The 24,389-nt window shown below is 41.3% G+C and carries 22 protein-coding genes; all 22 read right to left on the reverse strand.

Annotated elements, in window-relative coordinates; translation table 11 throughout:
- Positions 1 to 118: 118 nt before the first annotated feature.
- Positions 119 to 2,827: an ABC transporter permease gene (locus I6G42_RS08770; RefSeq protein WP_173390510.1), complete on the reverse strand. Its 2,709-nt coding sequence runs from the start codon at positions 2,825 to 2,827 to the stop codon at positions 119 to 121.
- Complete coding sequence (locus I6G42_RS08775) at positions 2,823 to 3,524, reverse strand: ABC transporter ATP-binding protein (protein WP_038805543.1); 702 nt, start codon at positions 3,522 to 3,524, stop codon at positions 2,823 to 2,825. The genes I6G42_RS08770 and I6G42_RS08775 overlap by 5 nt, the downstream gene beginning before the upstream one ends.
- A 121-nt stretch (positions 3,525 to 3,645) precedes the next feature.
- The gene (locus tag I6G42_RS08780; protein WP_038805544.1) at positions 3,646 to 4,338 is read right to left on the reverse strand and encodes a phosphoglycerate mutase; all 693 of its coding nucleotides are present in this window, start codon (positions 4,336 to 4,338) and stop codon (positions 3,646 to 3,648) included.
- Between the two features lie 188 nt (positions 4,339 to 4,526).
- Positions 4,527 to 4,907, reverse strand: a complete 381-nt coding sequence (locus I6G42_RS08785) for a hypothetical protein (RefSeq protein ID WP_038805546.1) — start codon at positions 4,905 to 4,907, stop codon at positions 4,527 to 4,529.
- 326 nt (positions 4,908 to 5,233) lie between these two features.
- The gene (ileS, locus tag I6G42_RS08790; RefSeq protein ID WP_038805547.1) at positions 5,234 to 8,026 is read right to left on the reverse strand and encodes an isoleucine--tRNA ligase; all 2,793 of its coding nucleotides are present in this window, start codon (positions 8,024 to 8,026) and stop codon (positions 5,234 to 5,236) included.
- A 254-nt stretch (positions 8,027 to 8,280) separates the two neighbouring features.
- Positions 8,281 to 9,165, reverse strand: coding sequence for a DivIVA domain-containing protein (locus I6G42_RS08795; RefSeq protein WP_038805548.1), 885 nt, complete (start codon positions 9,163 to 9,165; stop codon positions 8,281 to 8,283).
- 8 nt (positions 9,166 to 9,173) lie between these two features.
- Positions 9,174 to 9,965, reverse strand: a complete 792-nt coding sequence (locus I6G42_RS08800) for an RNA-binding protein (protein WP_038805549.1) — start codon at positions 9,963 to 9,965, stop codon at positions 9,174 to 9,176.
- On the reverse strand, positions 9,962 to 10,222 hold the full coding sequence (locus I6G42_RS08805; protein WP_000576497.1) for a YggT family protein: 261 nt from the start codon (positions 10,220 to 10,222) through the stop codon (positions 9,962 to 9,964). Before I6G42_RS08805 ends, I6G42_RS08800 begins: the two co-directional genes overlap by 4 nt.
- Entirely contained in the window at positions 10,222 to 10,755 is a 534-nt protein-coding gene (locus I6G42_RS08810) for a cell division protein SepF (RefSeq protein ID WP_038805550.1), read from the reverse strand. The genes I6G42_RS08805 and I6G42_RS08810 overlap by 1 nt, the downstream gene beginning before the upstream one ends.
- Positions 10,756 to 10,764: 9 nt before the next feature.
- Positions 10,765 to 11,436: a YggS family pyridoxal phosphate-dependent enzyme gene (locus tag I6G42_RS08815; protein WP_000364414.1), complete on the reverse strand. Its 672-nt coding sequence runs from the start codon at positions 11,434 to 11,436 to the stop codon at positions 10,765 to 10,767.
- Positions 11,437 to 11,439: 3 nt separating this feature from the next.
- A complete protein-coding gene (gene ftsZ, locus I6G42_RS08820) occupies positions 11,440 to 12,696 on the reverse strand; it encodes a cell division protein FtsZ (RefSeq protein ID WP_004243484.1) in 1,257 nt (418 codons plus the stop codon).
- A gap of 16 nt (positions 12,697 to 12,712) precedes the next feature.
- A complete protein-coding gene (gene ftsA / locus I6G42_RS08825; RefSeq protein WP_038805551.1) occupies positions 12,713 to 14,089 on the reverse strand; it encodes a cell division protein FtsA in 1,377 nt (458 codons plus the stop codon).
- Between the two features lie 236 nt (positions 14,090 to 14,325).
- The gene (locus I6G42_RS08830; RefSeq protein WP_038805552.1) at positions 14,326 to 15,030 is read right to left on the reverse strand and encodes a TIGR02206 family membrane protein; all 705 of its coding nucleotides are present in this window, start codon (positions 15,028 to 15,030) and stop codon (positions 14,326 to 14,328) included.
- A gap of 196 nt (positions 15,031 to 15,226) precedes the next feature.
- Positions 15,227 to 15,838: an NUDIX hydrolase gene (locus I6G42_RS08835; RefSeq protein WP_038805553.1), complete on the reverse strand. Its 612-nt coding sequence runs from the start codon at positions 15,836 to 15,838 to the stop codon at positions 15,227 to 15,229.
- On the reverse strand, positions 15,825 to 17,198 hold the full coding sequence (locus tag I6G42_RS08840) for a UDP-N-acetylmuramoyl-tripeptide--D-alanyl-D-alanine ligase (RefSeq protein WP_038805554.1): 1,374 nt from the start codon (positions 17,196 to 17,198) through the stop codon (positions 15,825 to 15,827). Before I6G42_RS08840 ends, I6G42_RS08835 begins: the two co-directional genes overlap by 14 nt.
- A gap of 84 nt (positions 17,199 to 17,282) precedes the next feature.
- Positions 17,283 to 18,326 carry a D-alanine--D-alanine ligase gene (locus tag I6G42_RS08845; RefSeq protein WP_038805555.1) on the reverse strand — a complete coding sequence of 348 codons (1,044 nt, stop codon included), beginning with the start codon at positions 18,324 to 18,326 and terminating at the stop codon, positions 17,283 to 17,285.
- Between the two features lie 104 nt (positions 18,327 to 18,430).
- The gene (locus I6G42_RS08850; RefSeq protein ID WP_038805556.1) at positions 18,431 to 18,919 is read right to left on the reverse strand and encodes a hypothetical protein; all 489 of its coding nucleotides are present in this window, start codon (positions 18,917 to 18,919) and stop codon (positions 18,431 to 18,433) included.
- A complete protein-coding gene (locus tag I6G42_RS08855) occupies positions 18,916 to 20,547 on the reverse strand; it encodes a polymorphic toxin type 44 domain-containing protein (RefSeq protein ID WP_038805557.1) in 1,632 nt (543 codons plus the stop codon). The genes I6G42_RS08850 and I6G42_RS08855 overlap by 4 nt, the downstream gene beginning before the upstream one ends.
- Positions 20,538 to 20,894: a hypothetical protein gene (locus I6G42_RS08860; protein WP_038805558.1), complete on the reverse strand. Its 357-nt coding sequence runs from the start codon at positions 20,892 to 20,894 to the stop codon at positions 20,538 to 20,540. Before I6G42_RS08860 ends, I6G42_RS08855 begins: the two co-directional genes overlap by 10 nt.
- Positions 20,895 to 20,897: 3 nt before the next feature.
- Complete coding sequence (locus I6G42_RS08865) at positions 20,898 to 21,173, reverse strand: hypothetical protein (RefSeq protein WP_038805559.1); 276 nt, start codon at positions 21,171 to 21,173, stop codon at positions 20,898 to 20,900.
- Positions 21,174 to 21,487: 314 nt separating this feature from the next.
- Positions 21,488 to 22,084: a recombination mediator RecR gene (gene recR / locus I6G42_RS08870; protein WP_000966754.1), complete on the reverse strand. Its 597-nt coding sequence runs from the start codon at positions 22,082 to 22,084 to the stop codon at positions 21,488 to 21,490.
- A gap of 10 nt (positions 22,085 to 22,094) precedes the next feature.
- Entirely contained in the window at positions 22,095 to 24,137 is a 2,043-nt protein-coding gene (gene pbp2b, locus I6G42_RS08875) for a penicillin-binding protein PBP2B (protein ID WP_038805560.1), read from the reverse strand.
- Positions 24,138 to 24,389 lie beyond the last annotated feature (252 nt).

A 24,389-nucleotide genomic window follows, 5' to 3' on the forward strand; every position in this document is an offset into this window, starting at 1 on the left:
ATCCGAGTGACAGGTTGGCATGCCTGTAACCAAGAAGAAGTTATTTGTCTTTACGACAGTTCTTATTCTACCAAGAAGCAGAGACTTTGTCAACTAATTTACTGTTTAAAACCTTGAATTACTCTACTGATTTCAGGGCTTCGAGCATATCCACCTTTCTCAAGTGGTGATTGACAAAGAGACCCAGTAAGGCTAAGATCACAGTCACTGCGACGATTGGAAGAGCATAGACTTCCCAGCTTACTCGTGGATAAAAAAGTATGGTGGTAGGTGAAATCATTTGAATTAAAAATTGATGTAAATAGTAGCCAGCTACCAAACCGAGAACAATCCCAACAAGGGACAGCACCATGGTCTCACGGTAGATATAGAGGGTCACTTCTTTATTGTGGAAACCGAGAACCTTGATAGTGGAAAGTTCACGAATACGTTCTGCCACATTGATATTGGTGAGGTTGTAAAGAATGACAATGGCTAGCAAGACGGAAACAAGGACAAGGATTGCCATGGTTTTATTGAGAGAATTGGCCACGGATTCAAAGAGATGGATGGCCGTTGCATTTTGGACCACCCCTGAAACAGCAGTTTTTTCCATAAAGGCGGCAGCTTCTTTCTCCGTATTGGATGGTGTTGGCTCTTTTAATTTTACTAGGTAGGTATTGTCTTTCGGACTGGTACCGTAGACTTGTTCGTAAGTCGCTCGGTTGAGATAAACAAAGTGTCCAACATAGTTTTCAGAAATAGCTGATACCTTGATTTCTTTCCCATCAAGCTCCAGCTTGTCTCCAACCCTAACACCTGCTAGTTGAGCTAGTTTTTGACTCACGACGGCTCCATCAGTGACCTGCATCTCTCGCCCATTTTCCTCTAATGTGATAAAGGGCTTGAAGTCTTCTCTGCTTGTGACCATTATGGTGATAGTCTGCAGTCCTGCTTTTCCTTTGAAATCTTTTTCAATGGATTTAGAGTAAATCTTTTGATAAGCATGGATACGGTCCGCTTGCAAGGCACTTTCTAAATCTGCTTTTTCTTGCTCCGTCGCACTGCTCTTTTCTGCCACAATCATCTGGTATTGCTGGATTTGTTCAAATTGACGCTCCACAACTCCTCCCACAGAAGACTGAATGCCAAGACCTGCAAATAGGAGAGCAACCGAACCCGCAACTCCAAAAATGGTCATCAACATTCGTTGCTTATAACGGAAAATATTTCGCGCTGTAACCTTATGAGTGAAGCTCAAACGACTCCAAATAAAGCTCAACCGTTCCAGCAGAATCTTTGATCCTTCAACGGGAGGTTTGGGAAGCAAAAGTTGGGCTGCTTCATCATGTAATTCCCTCCGCGCCACCAGATAAGCTGGCAAGACACTGGATACCCAACTCAAGGCTAGGGCAAGGAGGCTATAAGACCAGTAAAAATACTCCTGACTTTTCCCAACGACCAGTCCAGCTGTTATAACATCCGAAATCACGCCTGCAAGGAGATAATGTCCAAGAAACGTTCCTATAACGGTTCCCACAGTTCCTGCAAGAAAACCATAGAGAACAAACTTGGCAACTATATCTCGGTTACGGTAACCTAGGGCCTTGAAAATACCAGCATTGGTACGCTCTTCATCTACAAAGCGAGTCATCGTTGTAAAGGTCACCATTGCGGCGACCATATAAAGCACCACTGGGAAGATATTTCCGACTGATCGAATGCTTGACGATGCATTACTGTACATGAGGTAACCTTGACCACCTGGCATGGTTTGGCGATTGTATACGTGGTATTTCGGCTCTGCCAGTTCATCAAGCTCTTTCTGGCGCTGTTCTAGCTTCTCTTTTTCCTTAGATAGATCACTCTCTGTCTGAGCCAGTTTTTCTTTTTTAGTCGCCAATTCTTCCTTAGCTTTTGTCAGCTGTCCCTCGATTTGACTCTTTTGCGGTTCTGGTAAAGCAGTCGCTTGTTCTTCTTGCGTTTTCAAGCGACTTTCGGCCTGCTCTAACTGACTCTTGCCATTTTCAAGGTTGCTTTCAGCAGTTTGGAGCTGTTCTTTCCCATCTTCCAAGCTCTTTTGCCCATTTGCTTTGATACTTGCCAATCTTTTTTGACCATTATCGGCAAGTAAGTCTTGCAACTCTTCCTGATGTTGGGATCGTTTGGTCTTATAGTCTGATGAAAAAGCATCCAGATTTTTTAAATCATCATAGCGTACACGCGCAATACTATACACATCTGAGTCAAACTGACTAGGTAAAATTACTCCATAACCAGTCAAACTTCCATTTCCACTACTAGCCCCTCCCAAGTCTTCTTGAGAAAGCATCTCACCCGACTGAACAAATCCAGTAATTGTGAAAGTTTGAGATTTTATGACGGACTTCCCTTCTTCTTTCTTGCTAAAGGTGATAGTCTGTCCAATCTGATAGCGGTCTTTCCAGAAATCAGCCAAGGCAATTTCCTCATTAGCTTCTGGCAGTCGCCCTTCTGTCACTTGGAAGGTTGAAATGCTCTCGGGTTTGGAATAAAGTCGAACCGCTTCTTCACTATTTTCAACGGTTAAGTCAGCCATATAGCCAAACTCAACACTTGCTCCTTGAAGTGTCTTTAGTTCGTCTTGGTCTTCTTTATCCAAGCCATAATCAGCTATCACGGCCAAATCCAGAGTATTGGCTTTACGGAGATAATCTTCTGCCGTACGTTCCATGTTTGGACTGGCTACTTTGAGGCCAACTAGGGCTAAAGAACCCAGCATCATCAAGGTTAAGATAGAAACAAAGCGTCCCTTTGAAGTCGTCACTGACTGGAGCAAGTCTTTTCGATATGTTTTTTTCATGCTAATACTCCAATGTTTCGATATCCTGTGGACGTTCATTGATCGTCATACTCTTAACCGTGGCATCGCGCATGTGAATCACCCGATCTGCAATAGGGGCTAGCGCGCCATTGTGGGTCACGATAATCACCGTCGCTCCTTTTTGACGAGACATGTCTTGGAGAATCTTCAAGACTTGCTTCCCCGTCTGGTAATCCAAGGCACCTGTCGGTTCATCACAGAGGAGAATTTTAGGATTTTTGGCTACAGCGCGTGCAATGGAGACTCGCTGTTGCTCCCCTCCAGAAAGCTGGGCTGGAAAGTTATTGAGGCGATGACCTAGCCCTACGTCTTTGAGCACTTGCTCTGGATCCAAGGCATCTGTCACGATTTCTGAAGCCAGTTCCACATTTTCCTTGGCTGTCAGATTAGAGACCAGATTGTAAAATTGAAAAACAAAACCTACATCTTCACGACGATAGTTTGTTCGTTGGTACGAACTATAGTTAGCAATATTGGCACCATCAATCCAAATCTCCCCCTCATCATTGGTATCCATACCTCCTAAAAGATTGAGAACGGTTGATTTTCCAGCACCAGAAGCACCAAGGATAATAACCAGCTCCCCTTTTTCGATTTCAAAATTCACATCGCGATTAGCCACAATCTCCGTATCCCCAACCTGGTAACGCTTGTAGCTGTGTTTCATTTCAATATAAGCCATCGCCCTTCTCTCTTTCTTACAATTAAGTCACTCTTTACTATCATTATAACGCTTTTTCAACTAGTTGGAAACTGGAAGCAAAAACAAAAAAGCCTAGTAATCTAGGCTTTCTGTTTATAGATTATTTTCCAAGATAGTATTCAGAAACTACGTTCAATTTTTCGTCAAATTCGAATACCAATGGTGGGAAGTTAGGGATTTCCACGTCCATGATTTCGTCATCTGACAAGCGTTTGATGTGTTTTACAAGGGCACGGATTGAGTTACCGTGAGCACCTACGAATACGTTTTTACCATCTTTAAGCGCTGGAGCGATTTTATCTTCCCAGAATGGAAGGGCACGTTCCAAAGTCACTTTCAAGTTTTCAGCATCTGGAATGACTGAGTCGTCAAGTGAAGCGTAACGACGGTCAGTGTGAGCTGAGTATTCGTCATCATGAGGCATTGCAGGAGGCAATACATCGTATGAACGACGCCAGATGTGAACTTGCTCATCACCAAATTGTTCAGCAGCTTCAGCTTTGTTTTTACCAGTCAAACCACCATAGTGACGTTCGTTCAAGCGCCATGATTTTTCAACTGGAACCCAGAGTTGGTCAGCAGCTTCAAGAGCCAAATTTGTTGTTTTGATCGCACGTTTCAATACTGAAGTGTAAGCTTGGTCAAATTCGATACCAGCTTCTTTGATCAATTTACCAGCGTCAATCGCTTGTTGTGTTCCTTTTTCAGACAAATCAACATCAGCCCAACCAGTGAAAAGGTTAGCTTTGTTCCATTCAGACTCACCGTGGCGAGCAAAAACCAATTTTACCATTAGATGGATTCTCCTTTTATTTTTCGAGGTTGTCCTCGTTTATCTATTCCATTTTACACAATTTTTCACAAAAAAGCTAGTGAAAATCAACGAAAAAGAGAAGAGCTTCTCAGCCTTCTCTTTATTATATTATCATAATTGTTCTCAACAGAAAATGAAGCAGTCTCTCCTAAATAATTAAAAAACTACTACTCTTCAATTACAAATTTTTTCAATGTTCCAAAGTAGAGTGAACCACCAATAATGGTTAGAATTCCACCTACCCATCCCAAAAATGGAATCAAGCCGACCGCACCACCTACAATGAGCAAAACAGAAGGTGCATTCGTAACACGTTCATCATCTTTATAATAAACAATAGCAACAATTCCCAATACCAAAACAGCAATTTTAACCAATAACAAAATAATTGAGAGCCCTGTCAATGTCCCAACTGCTACATCTGCATCTTCAGTTGCCGCAGCAGCTCCAACAGCCATCATAAACATGATAGCTGGCGCTAAAAGCAATACAATTCCTGAAATAAGACCAAAAATAGCATTGACACGAGCAAGTGTATTTGTTTTCATAATAATCTCCTTAAAATTTTTATAGGTTTTATTCTATCATAATTTTTCTAAAAATTAAACAGTCTTATAAAATTTTATAATAAATATTGATTTTCAAAAATAATTTTAAGTTCTATAGTCTCTTGATAATTATTAGAAATCTAAAATTATGAGAAAATTGAATAGTTGTTTATTTTAATTATCTACACGGACAGGCTAGGAAAAACTTCATTTGAGGAAATAGACTAGTAAATTTTTCCATGATAAAACGCATAATATTAAGGCACTTGAACTCTTGATATTATGCGTTTTTATGATTTTAGCGACCTTTCTCAGTCTCTTTCTGATTATTTCGCTTCAAATCCTTCTGCGACCGCGTCCGCAAAGTTTTCTTCTACGATGCTTGCACAGTGGTCACAGATGACTGCATGGTAGCTACGTTCTGCAGTAGTTGGATCGATACGACGGCAACGGTCACAAACTTCACCTGCTGCACGGTCAACTGTGAAAGCTACATCCTCAAAGTTAACTGCACTCTCTGGAGCTGCACCTTCTGCGATGGTTAATTCAGACACGATTAAAAGTTGAGCTACATTGCTATTTACTGCTTCGAGTAGAGTTTTCACCACTTCATTTGGATAAACTGTTAGATGAGCTTCGAGTGATTTACCGATTACTTTTGCATTACGAGCTTCTTCCAAGGCTTTTTGAGCTTGTCCACGGAAGTCCATGAAGGCAGCCCATGTATCCAAGATTTCTTCTTGATTAGCAAAAGTTTCCGCTTCTGGTAATTCTGACAATTGAACGAAGTCTTCCGCTTCAAACTCAAGATATGACCAGATTTCTTCCGCAGTGTGAGGAAGGATTGGTGTCAAGAGTTTCGTGATTTTGACAAGGATGTCATAGAAAACAGTCTGCATTTGACGACGTTCCAGTGATTTAGCACCCTCGATGTAGACAACATCTTTAGCAAAATCAAGGTAGAAGGCTGACAAATCAACGTTGATAAAGTTCACCAAGCCCTTGTAAATTGTCAAGAATTCGAAGTTGGCATAAGCATCACGAATGGTCTTAACAAGTTGGTTAAAGCGAATAGTCATGTACTTATCAACTGAACGTAGTTCTTCATAAGCTACGACATCCTCAGCTGGATTAAAGTCAGACGTATTGGCAATCAAGAAACGAAGGGTGTTACGGATCTTACGGTAAGTTTCAGAGACTTGGCTCAAGATATCCATAGAGATACGCACGTCGTTGCTTGAGTCTACACTTGTTACCCAGAGACGCAAGATTTCCGCACCAAATTGTTTTTCAACATCGCTTGGAGCAATGGTATTTCCAAGAGATTTAGACATCTTCTCACCTTTACCGTCAAGGGCAAAACCTTGTGACAAGATTTGTTTGTAAGGCGCTACGCCATGGTTGGCAACTGATGTGATAAGTGATGAGTTGAACCAACCACGGTATTGGTCAGAACCTTCAAGGTAGAGGTCTGCTGGATATTTGAGTTCTGGACGGTTTACCACAACTCCATTCCATGATGAACCTGAGTCAAACCAAACGTCCATGATGTCTGTTTCTTTCTTGAACTCACCATTTGGTGAACCTGGGTGGCTAAATCCTTCTGGCAAGAGGTCTTTAGCATCACGTTCCCACCAGATGATAGAACCGTGCTCTTCAAAGAGTTGAGCCACATGTTCAATGGTTTCAGCTGTCATGATTGGTGTTCCGTCTTCTGCGTAGAAGATAGGGAGAGGAACTCCCCAAGCACGCTGACGAGAGATAACCCAGTCGCCACGGTCACGAATCATGTTGTAAAGACGCACTTTGCCCCATTCTGAGTGGAACTTCACTTTTTCAATTTCGTCCAAGATTTCTTGGCGGAATTTTGATACGGAGGCAAACCATTGTGGTACTGCACGCCAGATGATTGGTTTCTTGGTACGCCAGTCAAATGGATATGAGTGAGAGATTTCTTCTTGGGCAAGGAGAAGATTACCAAGTTTCTCGATAACAGTTGGTACAACCTTGTCGTAGAATTGACCTTCGAACTCAGCACCTGCATTGGCCATCATAATACCGCGTTCATTAACCGTTACTGCAACTTCAAGACCGTTGGCAACACCGACATTGTAGTCGTCCTCACCAAAACCAGGGGCTGTATGGACGATACCAGTACCTGAGTCAGTCGTAACGTGGTCACCAAGGATCACCAGTTCATCTACAGCTGTATCCCATGGGTGAACTGTCACGATGTGGTTGAGTTCTTGACCACGATAAGTCGCCAAGACTTGGACATCAGTCCAACCAAATTTCTCAGAGAGACTAGTCAACAATTCTGAAGCAACTACAAACTTACGAGCTTCGCCAGCTGGTTGTACCAATACATAATCAATATCCGCTCCAACTGTCAATCCACGAGAAGCTGTGATGGTAAATGGAGTTGTTGTCCAAACAACAATATAAGTATCTGTATCTAGGACACCTTTACCATCTTTTACCTTGTTGGCATAGTAAAGAGAAGTTGAAACCAAGTCATGGTATTCAATTTCAGCTTCTGCAAGGGCTGACTCAGATGACCATGACCAGTAAACTGGCTTGGCACCACGGTAGATATAGCCTTTTTTAGCCATTTCACCAAAGACACGAATTTGAGCTGCTTCATAGTCTGGAGTCAAAGTCACATAAGGATTTTCCCAGTCACCAGAAACACCTAAACGTTTAAAGTCTTCACGTTGTTTATCAACTTGAGAAAGAGCGTACTCGCGGCAAAGTTTCAAGTACTCAACCAAGTCCATTTCTTTGCGTTTGACACCTTGTTTTGCCAAAACTTGCTCGATTGGCAGACCATGTGTATCCCAACCTGGAATATAAGGTGCGTAAAATCCTGACATAGATTTAGAACGAACAATAATATCTTTAGAAATCTTGTTCATGGCGTGCCCAACGTGGATATTTCCGTTGGCATAGGGAGGTCCATCATGCAAGGTGAAATGCGGTTTTCCTTGGTTCAATTCTTGACGACGTTGGTAAAGTTTCGCTTCGTCCCACTCTTTTTGCCATAGTGGTTCTTTAGTAGGAAGTCCAGCACGCATTGGAAATTCAGTTTTTCCAAGATTTAGGGTATCTTTGAGTTTCATTATATCTCCTTTATTATATAGACAAATTAAAAACCACGAATCGCTAAAAAGGACGAAAATCGTGGTACCACCTTTGTTCGGAAAAAGACTTTGTCTTTTCCCCTCTTGTCCCGTAACGTGGGCAACGTCCAATCTTACTCTTTTCAGACTGGATTGCTTGAGAGGATAATCTGACCACTAGGGATTGCAGGACTCACACCATCTCCTACTCGCTGAAAATATAGTTAGTCAGATATTGTTCTCACATCTATTTCTTATAATATTGTAACGGATTCTTGTTGTGCTTCATGTCTAGTAGTTGAAGAAGCAGTTCCAGTTGCTGATGGCGATACTGAGAAATACTCTGTCATCATTTCTGAATCCTCATGTTGTGGTTCAACTGAATGAGACTGTATCTCTTCTACAACCGTATTGATGTCTAACACATGACTTTCCGCTTGACTGTTAGCCTGCTGAGCTTCAAACTCAGCTAATTCTTTGTTACCTGCTTCGATGCGGGCTTGTAACTCAGCCATTTCTTCAGGTGAAAATTGGCGAGTCACATCAATCGGCTCTTCTTCTGGTTGCGAAGGAACAGCTTCTCCCAAGACCTCACCTACGACTTCCTTGAAGGCTTCATCACTTGTTTGGAGATAAGTCGCAGTCGGACGAAGAATATCTTCCCAATCTGAAGATTCGACAATTGCCAACTGGCTCTCAATCGTAGACTTGAGGCGTTGATGGAATACACGACTCTTGTTCTTCAACTCTTCTGTCTCAACAGCTACTTTCTTAGCATTATCTGTTGCCTGACGTAGGATTTCATTAGCCTTGTATTTTGCCTCTTCAAGGAGGCGCTGGGCATCTTGCTCAGCCTGTTGAATAATATTGTTTGAGCGCTCTTGAGCAGCTTGCTTTACACGTTCAGCCGTATCTTGAGCAATCAAAACAGACTGGCTCAACGAATCCTTCATCTCATCAAAGTAAGATAAGCGCTCTTCTAAACTTCTAATGTGTCTTTCCATTTCGTGATTATTGCGAACTAAGTCCTCGTAATCACGAACAACAATATCAAGAAATTCATCTACTTCTTCTGGATCAAACCCTCTGAATTTCGTAGAAAAGGTTTTATCTTTAATTTCTAATGATGTAATTGGCATACTTTTCCTCACTTACTTAATAATAATTGGATAGTCAGTTTTATCTTATCCCTTTTAGTTTGCCCATTTTCTTTGACAATCTTCAGACGACCAAACTTTCTCACACTAATCAAATCCCCTACAGCTACTAGATAATCTAATTTTTCAATGGGGTGGTAGTTTACCTGAACAGATTTTTTCTCTATCAGTTGACCAGCCTGCTTTCTGGATAATTTCAAGGCACTTGATAAGAGGGCATCCAAACGAAAACTGGAAATCAAAATCTCTTGTTCTTGATAATTGATCTCAGATATGATTTTATCGGTGAAAGGACATTCCTCCAGCGACACAGGTAGTCTGGCAATCTTTTGTATCCCGTCCTGAAACAGAGGGATAAAATCACGATTGACAAAAATCTGTGCTCTCTTTTCATCTACCAAGATATCACCAAAGAGCTTACGATCAATTCCTAGTTGATTGATGATTGTCCCCAAAATCTTTGCATGTGTTAGCTGTTCAAACCTACTTGGATAACGGATCTCTAACAATGCCATTTCAAAATCTGACAGTGTCGGACTGAAATAGTCCGGATACAGAAGGACACGGACAAATTCCGTATGGATATATTCTCCGCTACTCACACAGCCCAGTCCATAGGTCCCAGCCAAAACCCTCAGTATATGTTCCTGATGCAGGTTGACAAAAGCAGTGAGAACAGGAGCATAAGTATCTTCCACTCGCTTGATCCACTCTAATCCCTTATCAATAAAGGGAGCATCATCAAGGGAAAAGTGCTGGTAAATCGCTTTATTTGTCATCATAGTATCAACAAGAAACGAATCAAGCTGTCACCCAAAAAACGAACGATTAGGATTGCTAGCCAAATGGATAAATCCAAACCTCCAAATTGTAAAGGTAAACGGCGAAGTGGATCAACAATCGGTCTAATCAGTTTTTCCAGTAAACGTTCTAGTGAACTACCATAAGAATTTGGAAACCAAGAGAGGAGTGCATAGATTAACAAAAGCAGGGAATAGATATTCACTGCATTTTGGATTAGACGAATCAGAAAAATCATTATTTCGCTCTACTTCGTTTAATATCAAAACCAAATTCCGCACTTTGAGAATCATCAGGCAACTTGATATCTTCAATATTCACAACCACATTGACTGGTGTCAACAAATACATTGTACTCGCAACTTTTTTCAGATTACCTGCCAAAACATGACGGGCACCGTCCAGATAGTCTAGACAACGACGAGCCTGAACCTCTGTCATGTACTGGAAGTCAATCAAGATACTTTCATTTCCAGCCAATAAATTCACAATCTCTGTTGCATCCTCATATTTTCTAGGATAACGAACATCAATCGTTACTTTTTCATCTGTACGATGACTTTGCATAGCCAATTCTTGTTGACGAGCATGTAAGCGAGTGATGTTGGCATCTTTTGAAGTGGTTGATTGAAACTGCGCTGACAGTTCTTTAGAAGCTGAACTCGATGAAGCAATCATCTGTTCATCCTGAGGTTGATAAGTCGCAGTTGTTTCTTCCCCATCTTCTGTAAAATAATCTATAAATTTATCAAATCTATCTTTTAAAGACATAGATCTCTCCTATTTAAAAAATGCTGTGCCGATTCGAACAAAGGTAGAACCAAATTGGATCGCTTCCTTATAGTCACGACTCATGCCCATGCTCAACTCTGTCATCGGCATATTAGGAATTTGTTTTTCTCTAATTTCTGCTTGCAGTTCCTGAGTTTTCTTGAAAATTTGTTTCAATTCATCAGAATCTGCCTCAAAAGGAGCCATGGTCATCAAACCAACATACTCAATCTGATCTAGCTGAGCCAAGTCTGGCAAAAGTTCTAGTAATTCTTCTTTTGAAAAACCGTGCTTGCTTTCTTCTCCTGAAATATTGACCTGTAGGAAACACTTGATAACATGATCTGTTCTTTTTTGAATCTCCTGCGCCAATTTTAAGGAATCTAAAGCATGAAAGTAATCCACAAAAGGGATTACTTCTTTGACCTTCCGTCTTTGTAGCGTTCCAATCAAATGCCAAGTGACAGGGAATTCTTTTAACGTCTGATATTTTTCTAAAAATTTATCAACACGATTTTCACCAATATGATGAACACCCAGGGGAAGCAGGGCTTCCGCTGTTTTTACGTCCACATATTTCGTCACTGCAATAATTGAAACAGAAGCTGGATCACGATTAGCTTCTCGGCTAGCTTCAGCGACCTGCTGAAAAACGAACTCTGTATTTTTTTTCAAATCCATTGATTAACGATTCTTGAAGAATGGAGGTGTGTCCAACTCATCTTCGTCCTGATAAGTCGGTGCTTCGAAACGTTCTACAGGTGATACGACTGAATCAGTTTGACGAACGATTGATTCACGACGTAAGTCCCAATCACCAAAAGCAGAAGATTGACTTGTTTCAAAACGTCGTTGGCTTTGTTTTGGTAATTCTGCTGTATCTTCTAGGTCAAAATGACGATCAAAATTTTGAGGGTGCGGTTGTCTTGAGGCTTCACGACGAGCCGCTTGTTTTACTGGAGAACCAACAACTTTTTCTACACGTTCTTGACGAACACCAGTCGCTACAACTGTTACACGAATTTCATCCTTCATGCTTTCGTCAATAGAGGTTCCAAGCCAGATATTCACTCCTTGACCTGCTGCTTGATTGACGATTTCAGAAGCTTCTTCTGCTTCAATCAAGGTCAAATCAAGACCACCAGTAACGTTGACAATGACATCTTCAGCACCGTCAATGGTTGTTTCAAGAAGTGGTGAGTAAATCGCTTTACGAGCCGCTTCAACGACACGCTCTTCTCCACTGCCAATACCGATACCCATGAGGGCATTCCCTTTGTTTGCCATAACCGTTTTCACGTCAGCAAAGTCAAGGTTAATCAATCCTGGGTTCGTGATCAAGTCAGTGATCCCTTGAACACCTTGGCGAAGGACGTTATCTGCTTCACTAAGAGCTTCAAGAAGCGGTGTCTTCTTATCAACAATTTCAAGCAAGTTGTTGTTTGAAATGATCAATAGAGTATCTACATGTTCACGAAGTTCGTTGATTCCTTCTACAGCGTACTGACCACGTTTGCTTCCTTCAAATCCAAAAGGACGTGTCACAACACCTACTGTAAGGGCACCAAGATCTTTAGCAATACGCGCTATCACTGGGGCAGCACCTGTACCAGATCCTCCACCCATACCAGCAGTGATAAAGACCATGTCTGCCCCGCTAATTGCTGCTGTCAATGCTTCTTCGCTTTCTTCAGCAGCCTTACGACCAACCTCAGGTCGACCTCCAGCACCCAAACCACGAGTCAACTTTGGTCCGAGTTGGATAACTGTTTCAGCTTTTGTACTACTTAAGGCTTGTACGTCTGTGTTCGCCGCAATGAATTCTACGCCTGAAACACCTTCGTCGATCATGCGGTTAATAGCATTACCACCGCCTCCACCGACACCAATTACTTTAATAACTGCACCTTGAGCAGCTGCTGTATCAAATGAAAATGTCATAATTTCTTTTCCTCTTTTATTCATCAAACATGCTTCCGATCAAGCTGCGGAAACGGTCTGTTAATTTCGGTTTATCTTGAGAACTTACTTGGAATTCGTCTCTTGGAGCAAGGCCACTGTCAGGTGTGATTTCAGTTGCTGCAGTAGCTGGTTGCACTGGAGTTGATTGTATAATTGGTGTCACACTCTGATTTGAAACACCAAAATTAATTGGTTTTTGGCGAAGGAATTCATCTCCTCTGACTGCCTTTTGAGCCAGAAGATTCACTTCTGTCAATTTACCTGCAAACTCAGACAAGCTGATTACATGGGCAAAAGCAGGGTTGCGAATTCCCACTTGATTTGGCACATAGAGTTTCACTCGAACACCAAACACTTCTTGCGCCAATTCGACAACTCCTGGTAAAATCGCATTCCCGCCGATCAGAACGATACCACCTGGTAGATCCAACAAGTGTCTTCTGTCTAACTCCTGTTTAATTTGATCAAAAATATGTTTGATACGTGCTGAAATAATTTCTGCTAAGTAACTTTCTGTCACTTCAACGGGCTCTACTTCACCAATGACTTCAACTTGGAAAGTCTCGTTACTTGCTAGTGGAACATAAGCTTCACCATAGTTGAGTTTCAAACTTTCTGCGATTTTTTGGGAAGTTTTTAAGACTTTGGAAATGTCTTTAGTGACATATTCTCCACCTTCTTGGTAGATATTTGTAAATTGCAATTCTTGATTGCGAATGGTTGCAACTGTAGTCTGTCCACCACCCATATCAATCACTGTCGCGCCAAACTCACGTTCTCCCTCATTGAGAACTGAATTCACAATCGCTAATGGTGAGATGATGACGTTGTCAACATGGATTCCCACACGCTCCACGGTTTTACGAAGGTTATGAAGAATAGTACGAGGTCCTGTGTAAAGTAAACCACGCATTTCCAAACGCACCCCCATCATGCCACGAGGGTCACGAATACCTTGGAAGCCATCTACAATAAATTCTTCTGGAATGAAAGTAATCACTTCACGATCAGGCGTCATGCTCTTTGTCAAAGCCGATTTGACAACATTCTCTACGTCTTGATCTGTAATTTCTTTTGTATCTGATGTTACAGGAATCATTCCTTGAGTTGGTTCAACCTGCAAGAGATTTGCTGGTAAACCAACATTGACAGACTTGATTGAAATTCCTGCCTTCTCTTCTGCCTGGGAAATTGCGGATTTAATTGCTGAAGCTGCAGCCTCAATATCAACGATAATCCCGTCTTTGACACCTTTACTCTTGGCATTGCTAACGCCAATTACATTTACTTCACCATCTCTATGTTCGGCAACCAGCACTTTGATGGAGCTAGTTCCGATATCTAAGCCTGTAAAAAAACCATCTCTAGTCATTACATTGCGTCCTCTCTGTCTTCCAAGTTTCTCACTTCTATTTTCAATAACTGTGACGAGACACAGCTATTCACAAAATATTATAACACAAAAAATCCAATCGTGCTTAGTTTTTCATAAATTTCCTCTAGGTTTTTTGTAAAAGTCTTTTAAACAATTTTTCTCAGGAGCAATCATTATTTTTATATCCTTACAGCTATATTTTGCATATTTAATCAAAAAAAGAGAAGGCCTTCTTAAGCTTTCTCTTGAATCATTTTTTCTGCTCTTTGTTGCAAAAAGACCTCTAGTACTTTTGCAGTCAAGCTGATTGCTGCTATCAACACACTGGACACGATGATGTAATTCGCCAATAGTCCGTGATTCCCCACTAATGGTGGTTTATTTAAAAACCCATAATCTCCACCTACAACCAAATTGACAACTCCTATCAAGGCATTTAGAGAAAATGTAATCACTGTCACATTTTTTAAATTGAGCAGGGAAGCTTCATAATTCTTAAACAAGTATAGGAGCGCATTCCCCAAAAGTGCCACGTGCCCGATGATAAAGGACAGGATGGTCACGTGCGGAAACGGATAAGGGTCAAAGAGTGGGTATGCCAGAGCAGCGGTTGCTCCAAAGGTTCCTAGAAGTGCAAAGTATTGCTTGTACTTGGAAGTCCCTGGAATCAAGAGCATAACAAACATGGCGATACGGCAATGATAGAAGGGCAAACTTTCTGATAAGGGCATTTGATTCCCCCAATACCAGCTATACAGAACAATCAGTTGAAGAGACTGAAGGATCTGAATAAAGCGCTGGTAAGCCACCTTGTCACGGTAACGATAAGAAAGATAGAAAGTAAGAGCCAGTAAACATAACAAACCAATATACCAGTGGAGTTCAAACTGGGGCGGTTCTGATATCTGTGTGGTAAATAATTGTTCCCACAAATTCATATTCTATTCCTCGTTCATCTAGCCAGCGTAGTAGAAAGCTCACTATTCTAGCTTTTAAAATTTTTTTGAAAAAGCTTGATTCCATGCCATGCATAGAACACTTGCGTCTTAAATTCGCAACCTATTATATCATTTGTATCGAAGAAATGCATCTTACAAACACCCTTTTTTGATTTGCAGACTTCTCTAGCATAACCTAATCAATATATTGCTCTCTTTGTCCATGATGAACCTGCCAAAGAATCTCCATCTGATCCTTGGTAATGCGTTTTTCAGACAAGGCTGGTAGTTGGTCAATGGAAAAAAATTGAAGGTCAGCAATTTCTTGATTTTCTTGAAATTGTCCGTCAAGAAGTTGACATTCAAAGACAAGCTTTGCATATTGTTTGCTCTGTAGTTGGAAACGATTGGTGTCAAAAACTGCAAGTAACCTTTCAGCCTTTGCTGTAAAACCGGTTTCTTCTTTAATTTCTTTGAGAATATTTTCGGTTGGAGAGTAGCCGACTTCACCAAATCCACCTGGCAAAGCCCAACTTTCCTCTCCTTGTCCTCTGACTAGACATACTTTTTCATCCTCAACAATCCAGGCACGGACGTCCATCAGAGGAGTTGCGTAAGCGGAAGTTGGTCTCAGGAGCTCTGTTACTTCCTCTTGCTTTAGTTCTGTAGTTTCTCTCAAAATATCAGATAAGATCGCACGCAAGTCCTCGTAGCGCTCGCGGTCAAAAGGATCTTTTGTAAAGGTTAATCCAGTATCCGTAATAGCTAGCATTCTTTGCAGATACTTGGTAAAATCACTTGCATTCATTCTCTAAACTTTCTACCAACTTAGCTAGATTCATAGAGTTCGAGCCTTTGAGCAGAATTTGGTCATTGGCACCGAGGCTTTCCTTGACCTGCTTGACTAGATTTTCAAATTGGTCTTCGTCAGCTGTCTTCTTGAAGTAGTAAACGTGGCCGATTGGGAACATTTGACTAGCAAGTTGGGCCAATTCAGCGATGTCTGCTCCATAGAAAATAACGGTATCAAGCACATCTGGTGAGAGGCTCAAAATCATCTGGTTATGGAGTTGAACAGATTGGTCTCCGAGTTCTTTCATATCTGCTAGTACAGCAATTTTCTTGCCACCTTCATTGGCTGGAATAGCCGAAAAAGTCTCCAAAATCAACTTCATCGCTGTTGGATTGGCATTGTACACATCTGACAGGATATCTGCTCCATTAGCGGCTTTCTTCCACTCGGTACGGTTACGAGTCAATTCAAGATTTTGAAAAGCCAAACGAATTTGCTCCTCTGAAACTCCTTCTTTGAGAGCCACGTAAGCAGCTATCATGGCATTGGTGGCATTGTACTTACCAGTCACCGGTAAATCAAGGGCTTGCTCCAAAAAATTGGCCTTAAAGGTCAGACTATCTTTGCGCTCAACCAAGTCTGTAATTTCCAGCTCTGCTCCTTGACCAAAACGAACCACCTTTTTATCAGTTGGCAAGTAGTCCTCTACAATCGGATCTGCTGGTGCCAAAAGCAAGGAACCAGACGCCATGCCATCAGCAATTTGCATTTTTCCTTTAGCAATCTCTGAACGATCTTTGAAAAAAGCCAAATGAGCTTCTCCAACCAAGGTCACGATGGCTGTCTTTGGATGAGCTAATTCAGACAAAAGATGGATATCACCAAGGTGATCCTGCCCCATCTCCAAGACCAACTTTTCTGTTCCTTCAGGCATATGGAGAACTGTGTAGGGAAGACCAATCTCATTATTGTAGTTGCCTTGTGTCTTGTAAGTTTTGTAGGTTGTTGACAGTAAATGCGCCAGCATATCCTTGGTCGTTGTCTTGCCGTTTGAACCTGTGACAGCAAAGACATCAACTCCCATTTTTTCAAGATAGTAAGCAGCCAGGGTTTGAAAGGCAGTCAAGACGTCGTCTACTAGAATGTAGGGATGGTTTGCAATTTCTTTCTCAGACAGGGTTACAGCAGCGCCATTTTCAAAGGCTGTTTCGATAAAGTCATGACCGTCACGCGCGCCCTTGAGCGGAACAAATAAATCCCCTATCGCAATTAAGCGACTATCAAACTCGGCCTTTTCTAACTTGGTATCCTCAAAAATGCTGATATCATTTTTAGCTCCGACAACTTGAGCCACTTCATAGATTGTTAATTTCATTTCTACTCCTTTAAAAAGGGTTGAAGTCCGAGAACTCTAGTCACCTTGCGGTGATGGTTCTGGCTCCTACCCTCTCTTTCATTTTTATAGCAAATGCGCTTCGCGCTTGTCAAAACTTTCTTTAGCAAGATCAACCAAACGCTCGATTAGTTCTGGGTAGCTGATTCCCATATTGTCCCACAGTAGTGGATACATAGACCACTGGGTGAAACCTGGCATGGTATTGAGCTCGTTTAGGAAAATCTCGCCCTTATCCGTATAGAAGAAATCGCAACGAGAGAGACCGAGGCCACCAATCGCACGGAAGGCTGTTTCAGCATTTTGACGCATAACAGCAACCACGTCATCACTGATTTTAGCTGGAATGTCCATGGTAATCTTGTTGTCGATATACTTGGCATCATAGTCATAGAAGGCAACATCCTTGACCACTTCACCAGGAAGCGTGCTCTTGACATCGTAGTTACCCAAGAGACCAACCTCAATTTCACGCGCATTCACTCCTTGTTCTACCAAGACACGGCTGTCATATCGGAAAGCAAGTTCTAGAGCTTGACGGAGTTCCTCTTGGTTTTCAGATTTAGAAATACCGACACTGGAACCCATGTTTGATGGTTTAGTGAAGACTGGATAAGTCAACTTTTCTTCAACTTCAGCGATTTTAGAAGTTACATCATCCCCTTCGACAATGGCCACATAAGGAACTTGGGTAATCCCAGCAGACTCCAAAACACGCTTAGTAGTGATTTTATCCATAGCAAGACTTGATGACAAGATATCACAACCAACGTATGGCATTTTCAAAACTTCCAAAAACCCTTGAACAGAGCCATCTTCTCCCATCGGACCATGAAGGACTGGAAAGACCACAGCGCCTTCTTCGTAGATGGCACTTGGTGCGATTTTCTTGTCCCAATCAACGGTTGCATTGGTCATAAGACGATCCTCTTGACCTGGAGTCTGGCTAAATTCTTGCGTTTTGATAAAATCACCTGACTGGCTGATAAAGAAAGTCTTGACTGTGAAACGATCGTAGTTGACCGCACGCATGACACTCTCAGCTGAAAGGACAGAGACTTCACGCTCTGCACTACGCCCGCCGTATAAAAGAATAATCGTTTGTTTCATATTGCTTGTCCTAATTCTAATAGAATACTCATCCTTTAGTATATCATATTTGCTTCTTTTTTGAAACTTGTATCTAAAAAAGCCCTCATTTGAGAGCTGAAATTTTACCTATCCACCACTTGAGCTTCAAAGTGAGCTGGCTTGTCGTCTACATTGGTGATGGTGATCGTGTAGGACTTGTTATTAGTTACATTAAAAACTTTTTCCCCCTGGTAACTGACAACAATTCCATCCTGGACTAAATGGATATCTTTTTGATTATTGGGTAACTCTTCATCAACATCTTCTGAATGATGGCTTCGAACAAGTTTTTGCCCTTCAACATCATAAAAAATATCGCCATGCATCTCAAACCAAACTTTTTTACCTGATAATTTAAGCTTATTAGTATCATTTTTTTTCAAGATTAATTCTGAGTAGTATTCTACATCATGTGTCCGAGGATTTACTGTAAAGTTAGCCGACTCTCCTGGTTGCAGAGTATACTTACCAAGATTTTGTGCCCATAGATAAAATAGAAAACTAGCTGCTAGGACTACAACAAGTACTAAACTACAACCTAAATTCCAATTCGATTTTTTCGTCATGCTCATTTGTAACTCTCCTTATAGTCGTTAATTCCGTCTTGAATCATCTTAGCATCTCCTGGATTATCTCCATAATTTCCATTGATAACATTGTTTATATATTTTATAGCATCTTTATCAGACAGCCCTTGAGCTGCTCCGGCTCCTATTTTCAAGTACTCATCACTAGATTCTAAATAACCTTTACCAACATAGCCAAAAAGATAATTTCCAAGGTAATCAGACTCCATTCCTTCTTCCCATTGTCGACCCCAAATTGAAAAAGGGTAATCTTCTCTATAAACTCGATTTTTTAGGTCTAGGGGTTTATTAGAATTAACTAAATCTATAAATGTTCCATTATCTCCAATCTTATTTCCTATAGCAATCGAACTATCAATTCTTCCATTATCACCAGGGCTTTTCCATATACTTCTACCTCTCTGAATTAATTCACCCTTTTTTACATCCTCTAAATTTTTAACATCTAATACATCGTTTCCCATATTTTGCGTTACTACTTTTATATTAATTTTTGATGTTAACGATTTGTAAAATTCTTTTTCTATATCATTCATCTTATCCTGGATTATTGGATCTTCTTTTCCCCAATCATCACCCATCTTTTTTCTCTTCTTCCAATACTCCTCAAACGCTTCTCTATTATTATAAAACAGATAATCCTCATAAGCCTTAACGATTAGGTCTGCTTTTTCGGTCGAAATTTTATCACTCTTTTTAATTTTCTCAACCTTTTCCTGTAGTTTCTCTGGATTAGCTCTATTGGTAGCCTCCGCTTTCAATTTTTCTGTTACAACTTGAGGAAATTGTATTTGAGGATGGTGATGTACATAAGATTCTAAAATTTGGAACTCCTTATCGCTAAGTTCTTTTCCATTTTCCAACTTATCTAAGATTTTCTGGTATTCTTTATGCAAATCCTTAGTTTTCTTAGAAGAATCATATTTTGCACTCTCAATCTTCACATCCTTCATCTTTTGCACCCAGCTCATGTCCAGACCGTCCGCATAGTAGTTACCATCGCTATCGACAATGACTTTACTTAGTTGCGTAGCTCCTTTGATGGCTAAGCTAAGGACTTCTAGGCTATCGTTGAAATACTGGGAAACCTGTGAGACAAAGAATTCTAGTTTTTCAATCTTATCATCCAAATCCTGAATACCTGACTCGATTTGAGACTTGGTATTGTAGAGGATGGTCTTCTCAGAGAAGGCTTTCCCCCAATTGAGACTAAAGAAATCTTTGATTTGATTTAACCAATTCTCCCTCGCTTGAATCTGAGCTTCTACGATAGCTAACTGCTCTTCCCTCAATTTTTTCAGTTCCTTGAGCTGGTCCAGGTCCAAATCTCCATATCCTGAGACCTGAGCATCTGCATTTTTGTAGGAGGTCAACTCTAGTTGGATATCATCTATCGCTGCTTGTAACTTCTTGATGCTGGGGATGATAATCTCTGTAAAGAGACCCTTCCCAGCTGTGTAGGCTGCTCCTGTCAGCTCACCTGAGTCTAAAGAGAAAATCAGGTGGTCACATCCACTAGATAAGCGGTCCGTGACTTCATTTGCGACTTGGAGATTATTAGTCATGGCCTGAATCAATTCTTGGGATTCTTGTGCGCTGTATTTTACTCCCATGGTAGCCGATTCCTTTCCGCTATCAGTTCTTCTCTAGCTTCATCGAAAGTTCGACGAGCCTTCTTCGTTTGTTTTTCCAAGGCATCCAGTTCCTCATCTACATAAGAGTTGACCTGTCGCTGAATGGTTCTATTTTCACTTTCAATTTGCTCTATCACCTGACGAGAATTGGGTGAGTGAGACAATAGAGTCGCCATACGATGGTGGATACTCTGGATTTCTGAGTGAAAGTGAGTTAGCTGCTGTTCATATTGTCTTTTTAGAGTCTGAAGACTTTCTGCCTTATCGTCAATCTTGACAATCTCTCGCCAAAGTTTGTAGCGCTTTTCTTCGTTCTTATCTGCCATTCCTTAGTGACTCCATCTCTTAGCTTGCTCTATATCACGTTTTTCAATCCTATGAGCAATTTCTGGAAACTTATTTGCTTGGGTCAAAACAGCTGAACTAAAATCACTGACCGCCTGAAGCATTTGATTGCAGGCCTGACGTCCAGCTTCCATCCCAGCGATTTCAGAAGTATATGAAAATTCTACCTGCTGATTTTGCTTGTCACTCGTGTCATACCCAACCAACTCATTAATAGCCGCCTCTGCTGCTATCGTACTAGATTTTATCTTTCCACCCATATCTCAAACTCCCCTTATTAATTATATATTGACCATATCATAACACAAAAATAGTACGATTTCAAAACAAATCATAAGGAACTAATGCGCCTATCACCTTAGGTTAAACTCTATCATTTGGTTAATGAGTTTGATAGAGACGGCACTAGTGATTTTGGAGGTCCGTTTTCTGATGCCTTATATTTTGTGTTTACTGGGAACGTTCTTATTAGCAAGGTTTGTCCTTATCACATTAGAAACAGAAAAAGATAAACCCTAGAAAAATTCCTAGGGCTTGTCTTATACGTCAAAATAAACTAAGTTTTTACTGACACTTACAACTCTGTCCGATTTTCAATGGCTCGTAAGAGTGTGACTTCGTCCGCATACTCTATATCTGCTCCCACGGCTAGGCCTCGTGCCAGGCGAGTGACCTTGATCCCAGCTGGCTTGAGGAGACGAGAGAGATACATAGAGGTCGCTTCCCCATCTGCTGTAGCATTGGTTGCTACGATGACCTCTGAAACCTCACTATCCATGAGACGGGTCATGAGGCTCTTGAGATTGATATCATCTGGGCTGATACCATTCATCGGAGAAATGAGTCCATGCAAGACATGATAGAGTCCGTGGTATTCTTGGATATTTTCCATAGCAGCCACATCGCGACTATCCTCTAGCACCAAGATGGTTGTCTGATCTCGAGTCGGGTCCGTACAGATAGAGCAAGGATCATCATCGGTCAAACGGCCACAGATGGAACAATAGGTTAATTCCCGCTTGGCAGATAGGAGATTTTTAGCAAATTCATTGACATCGTCATCAGACATTCCAATAGTATAGAAGGCTAGGCGGGTAGCCGTTTTAATCCCGATACCCGGAAGCTTTGAATAGCTATCAATCAGCTTGGCAATAGGTGTTGGATACAGCATAAGTTCCTTTCTAATTCATTGGATGGTGTTGGTTATAGAGGTTGATAATGTCGCGTGCAATGGAAGGTCCGACACCATTTGTAAGATTGGTGTTATGAGGAAAGACGACTGCGACCGCGATTTGAGGATTATCGGACGGAGCATAAGCAACTGCGTTGGTATTATTGGCCTTTTGACCGCCATTAACGTAACTTTCGGCAGTACCCGTTTTCCCACTGATGGATACGGCTGCGCCATTTGAGAATGCACGACCGGTTGTCAGAGCGCTCGTTCCATGAGAAACTTGATAGAAACCTTGCTGCAAGATAGCCATATCTGCTTCTGATATATTAACCTTGTTCATTTCCTTGGCAGCTGTCTCCTGAACCAGACTACCTAAACCTCCTTGGTCATTGTTGCCATAAACCCCTTCAACGATGTGGGGAGCCAAACGCACACCATTGTTTGCGATTGTTGCAACATACTGGGCTAACTGCATAGGGGTGTAGTTATCAAACTGACCAAAGGCATTATTTAGATAGTTGGCCAAATCAAACTCTTTTGGTATAAAACCTGTTGATTCATCTGGAAGATCAATTCCCGTTGAAGCCCCGAGTCCGTATTCTCCAAAGGTTGACCGCAATTTGCCCATAGCTGTATCTAATTGACTCGTCGCTACCATCATATTGGGTTTATAGGTCTGTCCCATAATTCCCAGAGCTGTTTGCACCATGTAGGTATTTGAAGAATATTCCAAGGCTTCAACCGCTGTGATAGGGAAAGAGCCATAGGACAAGGTATACCATGAATTGATAGGAGCCGACCCTTGGAAAACAATCGGCTGGTCTGTCAAGGTTTGATTGCCTGACAAAACTCCATTTTCCCAGCCAGAGCTGATGGTTGCTGCCTTGACGACAGATCCTGGTACAAAGACATTGGTAACTGTCCCTAGGGAGTCTGGACTTAATTTCCCTGATTGGACATCATGCTTGACACCTGACATGGCTAGAACTGCACCTGTTTTAGGATTGAGAGCGACTGCGTAGACTCCTTCCGAATATTTAGCGCCACCATTACTCAACTCCGAGTTAAAGTAGCTCTTAAGCAGGTCATCCACACCATTCTGGAAAGCTAAGTCAATCGTTAGTTTGATATTGTTTCCTTTGCTTCCTTCCTCGACATTTTCCACACTTTCCATATTTCCGTGTTTGTCGAGGTGGATTTCCTTGACGGAACGTTTGCCTTGAAGAACATCTTCATATTGCTTTTCAAGATAGGAAGTTCCCACTCGGTCATTGAGAGAATAGCCTTTTTTGAGATAAGCATCAACTTCCTCTGCCGGAAGTCCTGACTTTTCATTTGAAACGCTACCAACGATTGTTGATAAAGAAGTGTCCAAGACTTTACGATCCCATGAGGTTGAAATGCTGATACCTGGTAATTCCTTGGACGCTGATGCAACGAGAGCAACTTGGGTATCGTCTAAGGCATCCGTAGAAATAGTGCCCGTTGCAAAATTTTCAACGGCATTGAGCTGACTAAAGAGATATATTTCCTTTTTCTGATCATCTGTATAATTAAGTTGACTCACGTCAATGCTTTCAACCGCATTATTGTAAAGTGTCGCTTCCGATAAGCGGTTCCCATCAGAATCCAGGCGTTTATCGCTTGGCAAGGATTCGACTATTTTTTTGTAAACGTCCTGGTCCGCCAAGTAGTAGTCTGCAATCTGTCGATCTGTCAGATCAGGGGAGGTTACATTTACATATGTGAGAAGTTTCTTGGCTGTCTCCTTCAATTCAGCTGCCGTCATTTTATTGTTTCGTGTGAAAGAAACAACCTGCTTGACAGTGTTTTCTACCAAGGGTTTCCCTGCCGCATCATAGATCTGTCCACGAGCCGAACTGGTTGTCACCCTAGTCTGGCTGGCTGAAGCCAACTTTGCTTCATAGAAATCTTTATTCAGTACCTGCATGTATAAAAGTCGACCAATAATAGCCATAAACAGCAGGATAACAATCGCAAACAGTAAATTAAGCCGAATCGGAATCGAATGGCTATTGAATTTTCTCATACAACTAAGTCTCTTTTCTAGAAAAATTCCAGTTTTCCCTGACAAATCCACCTAAAAAATCTAGGATTTGACTAGAAACCAGTACTCTTCATTGTACCATATTTTACGGAGAAACTCTTGGAAAAGGAGAAGCATTTTTTGACTTTTATCTGAAAATGCCTTTTTATTTAGTTATCCTATCTTCTATGATATAATGATGTTAATAAGCAGGCAATCGTCAACTTTTAAGAGTTTGACTCATGAAAAGGAGCT

It is taken from the genome of Streptococcus oralis (genome assembly GCF_016028255.1).
Lineage (GTDB): Bacteria > Bacillota > Bacilli > Lactobacillales > Streptococcaceae > Streptococcus > Streptococcus oralis_AC.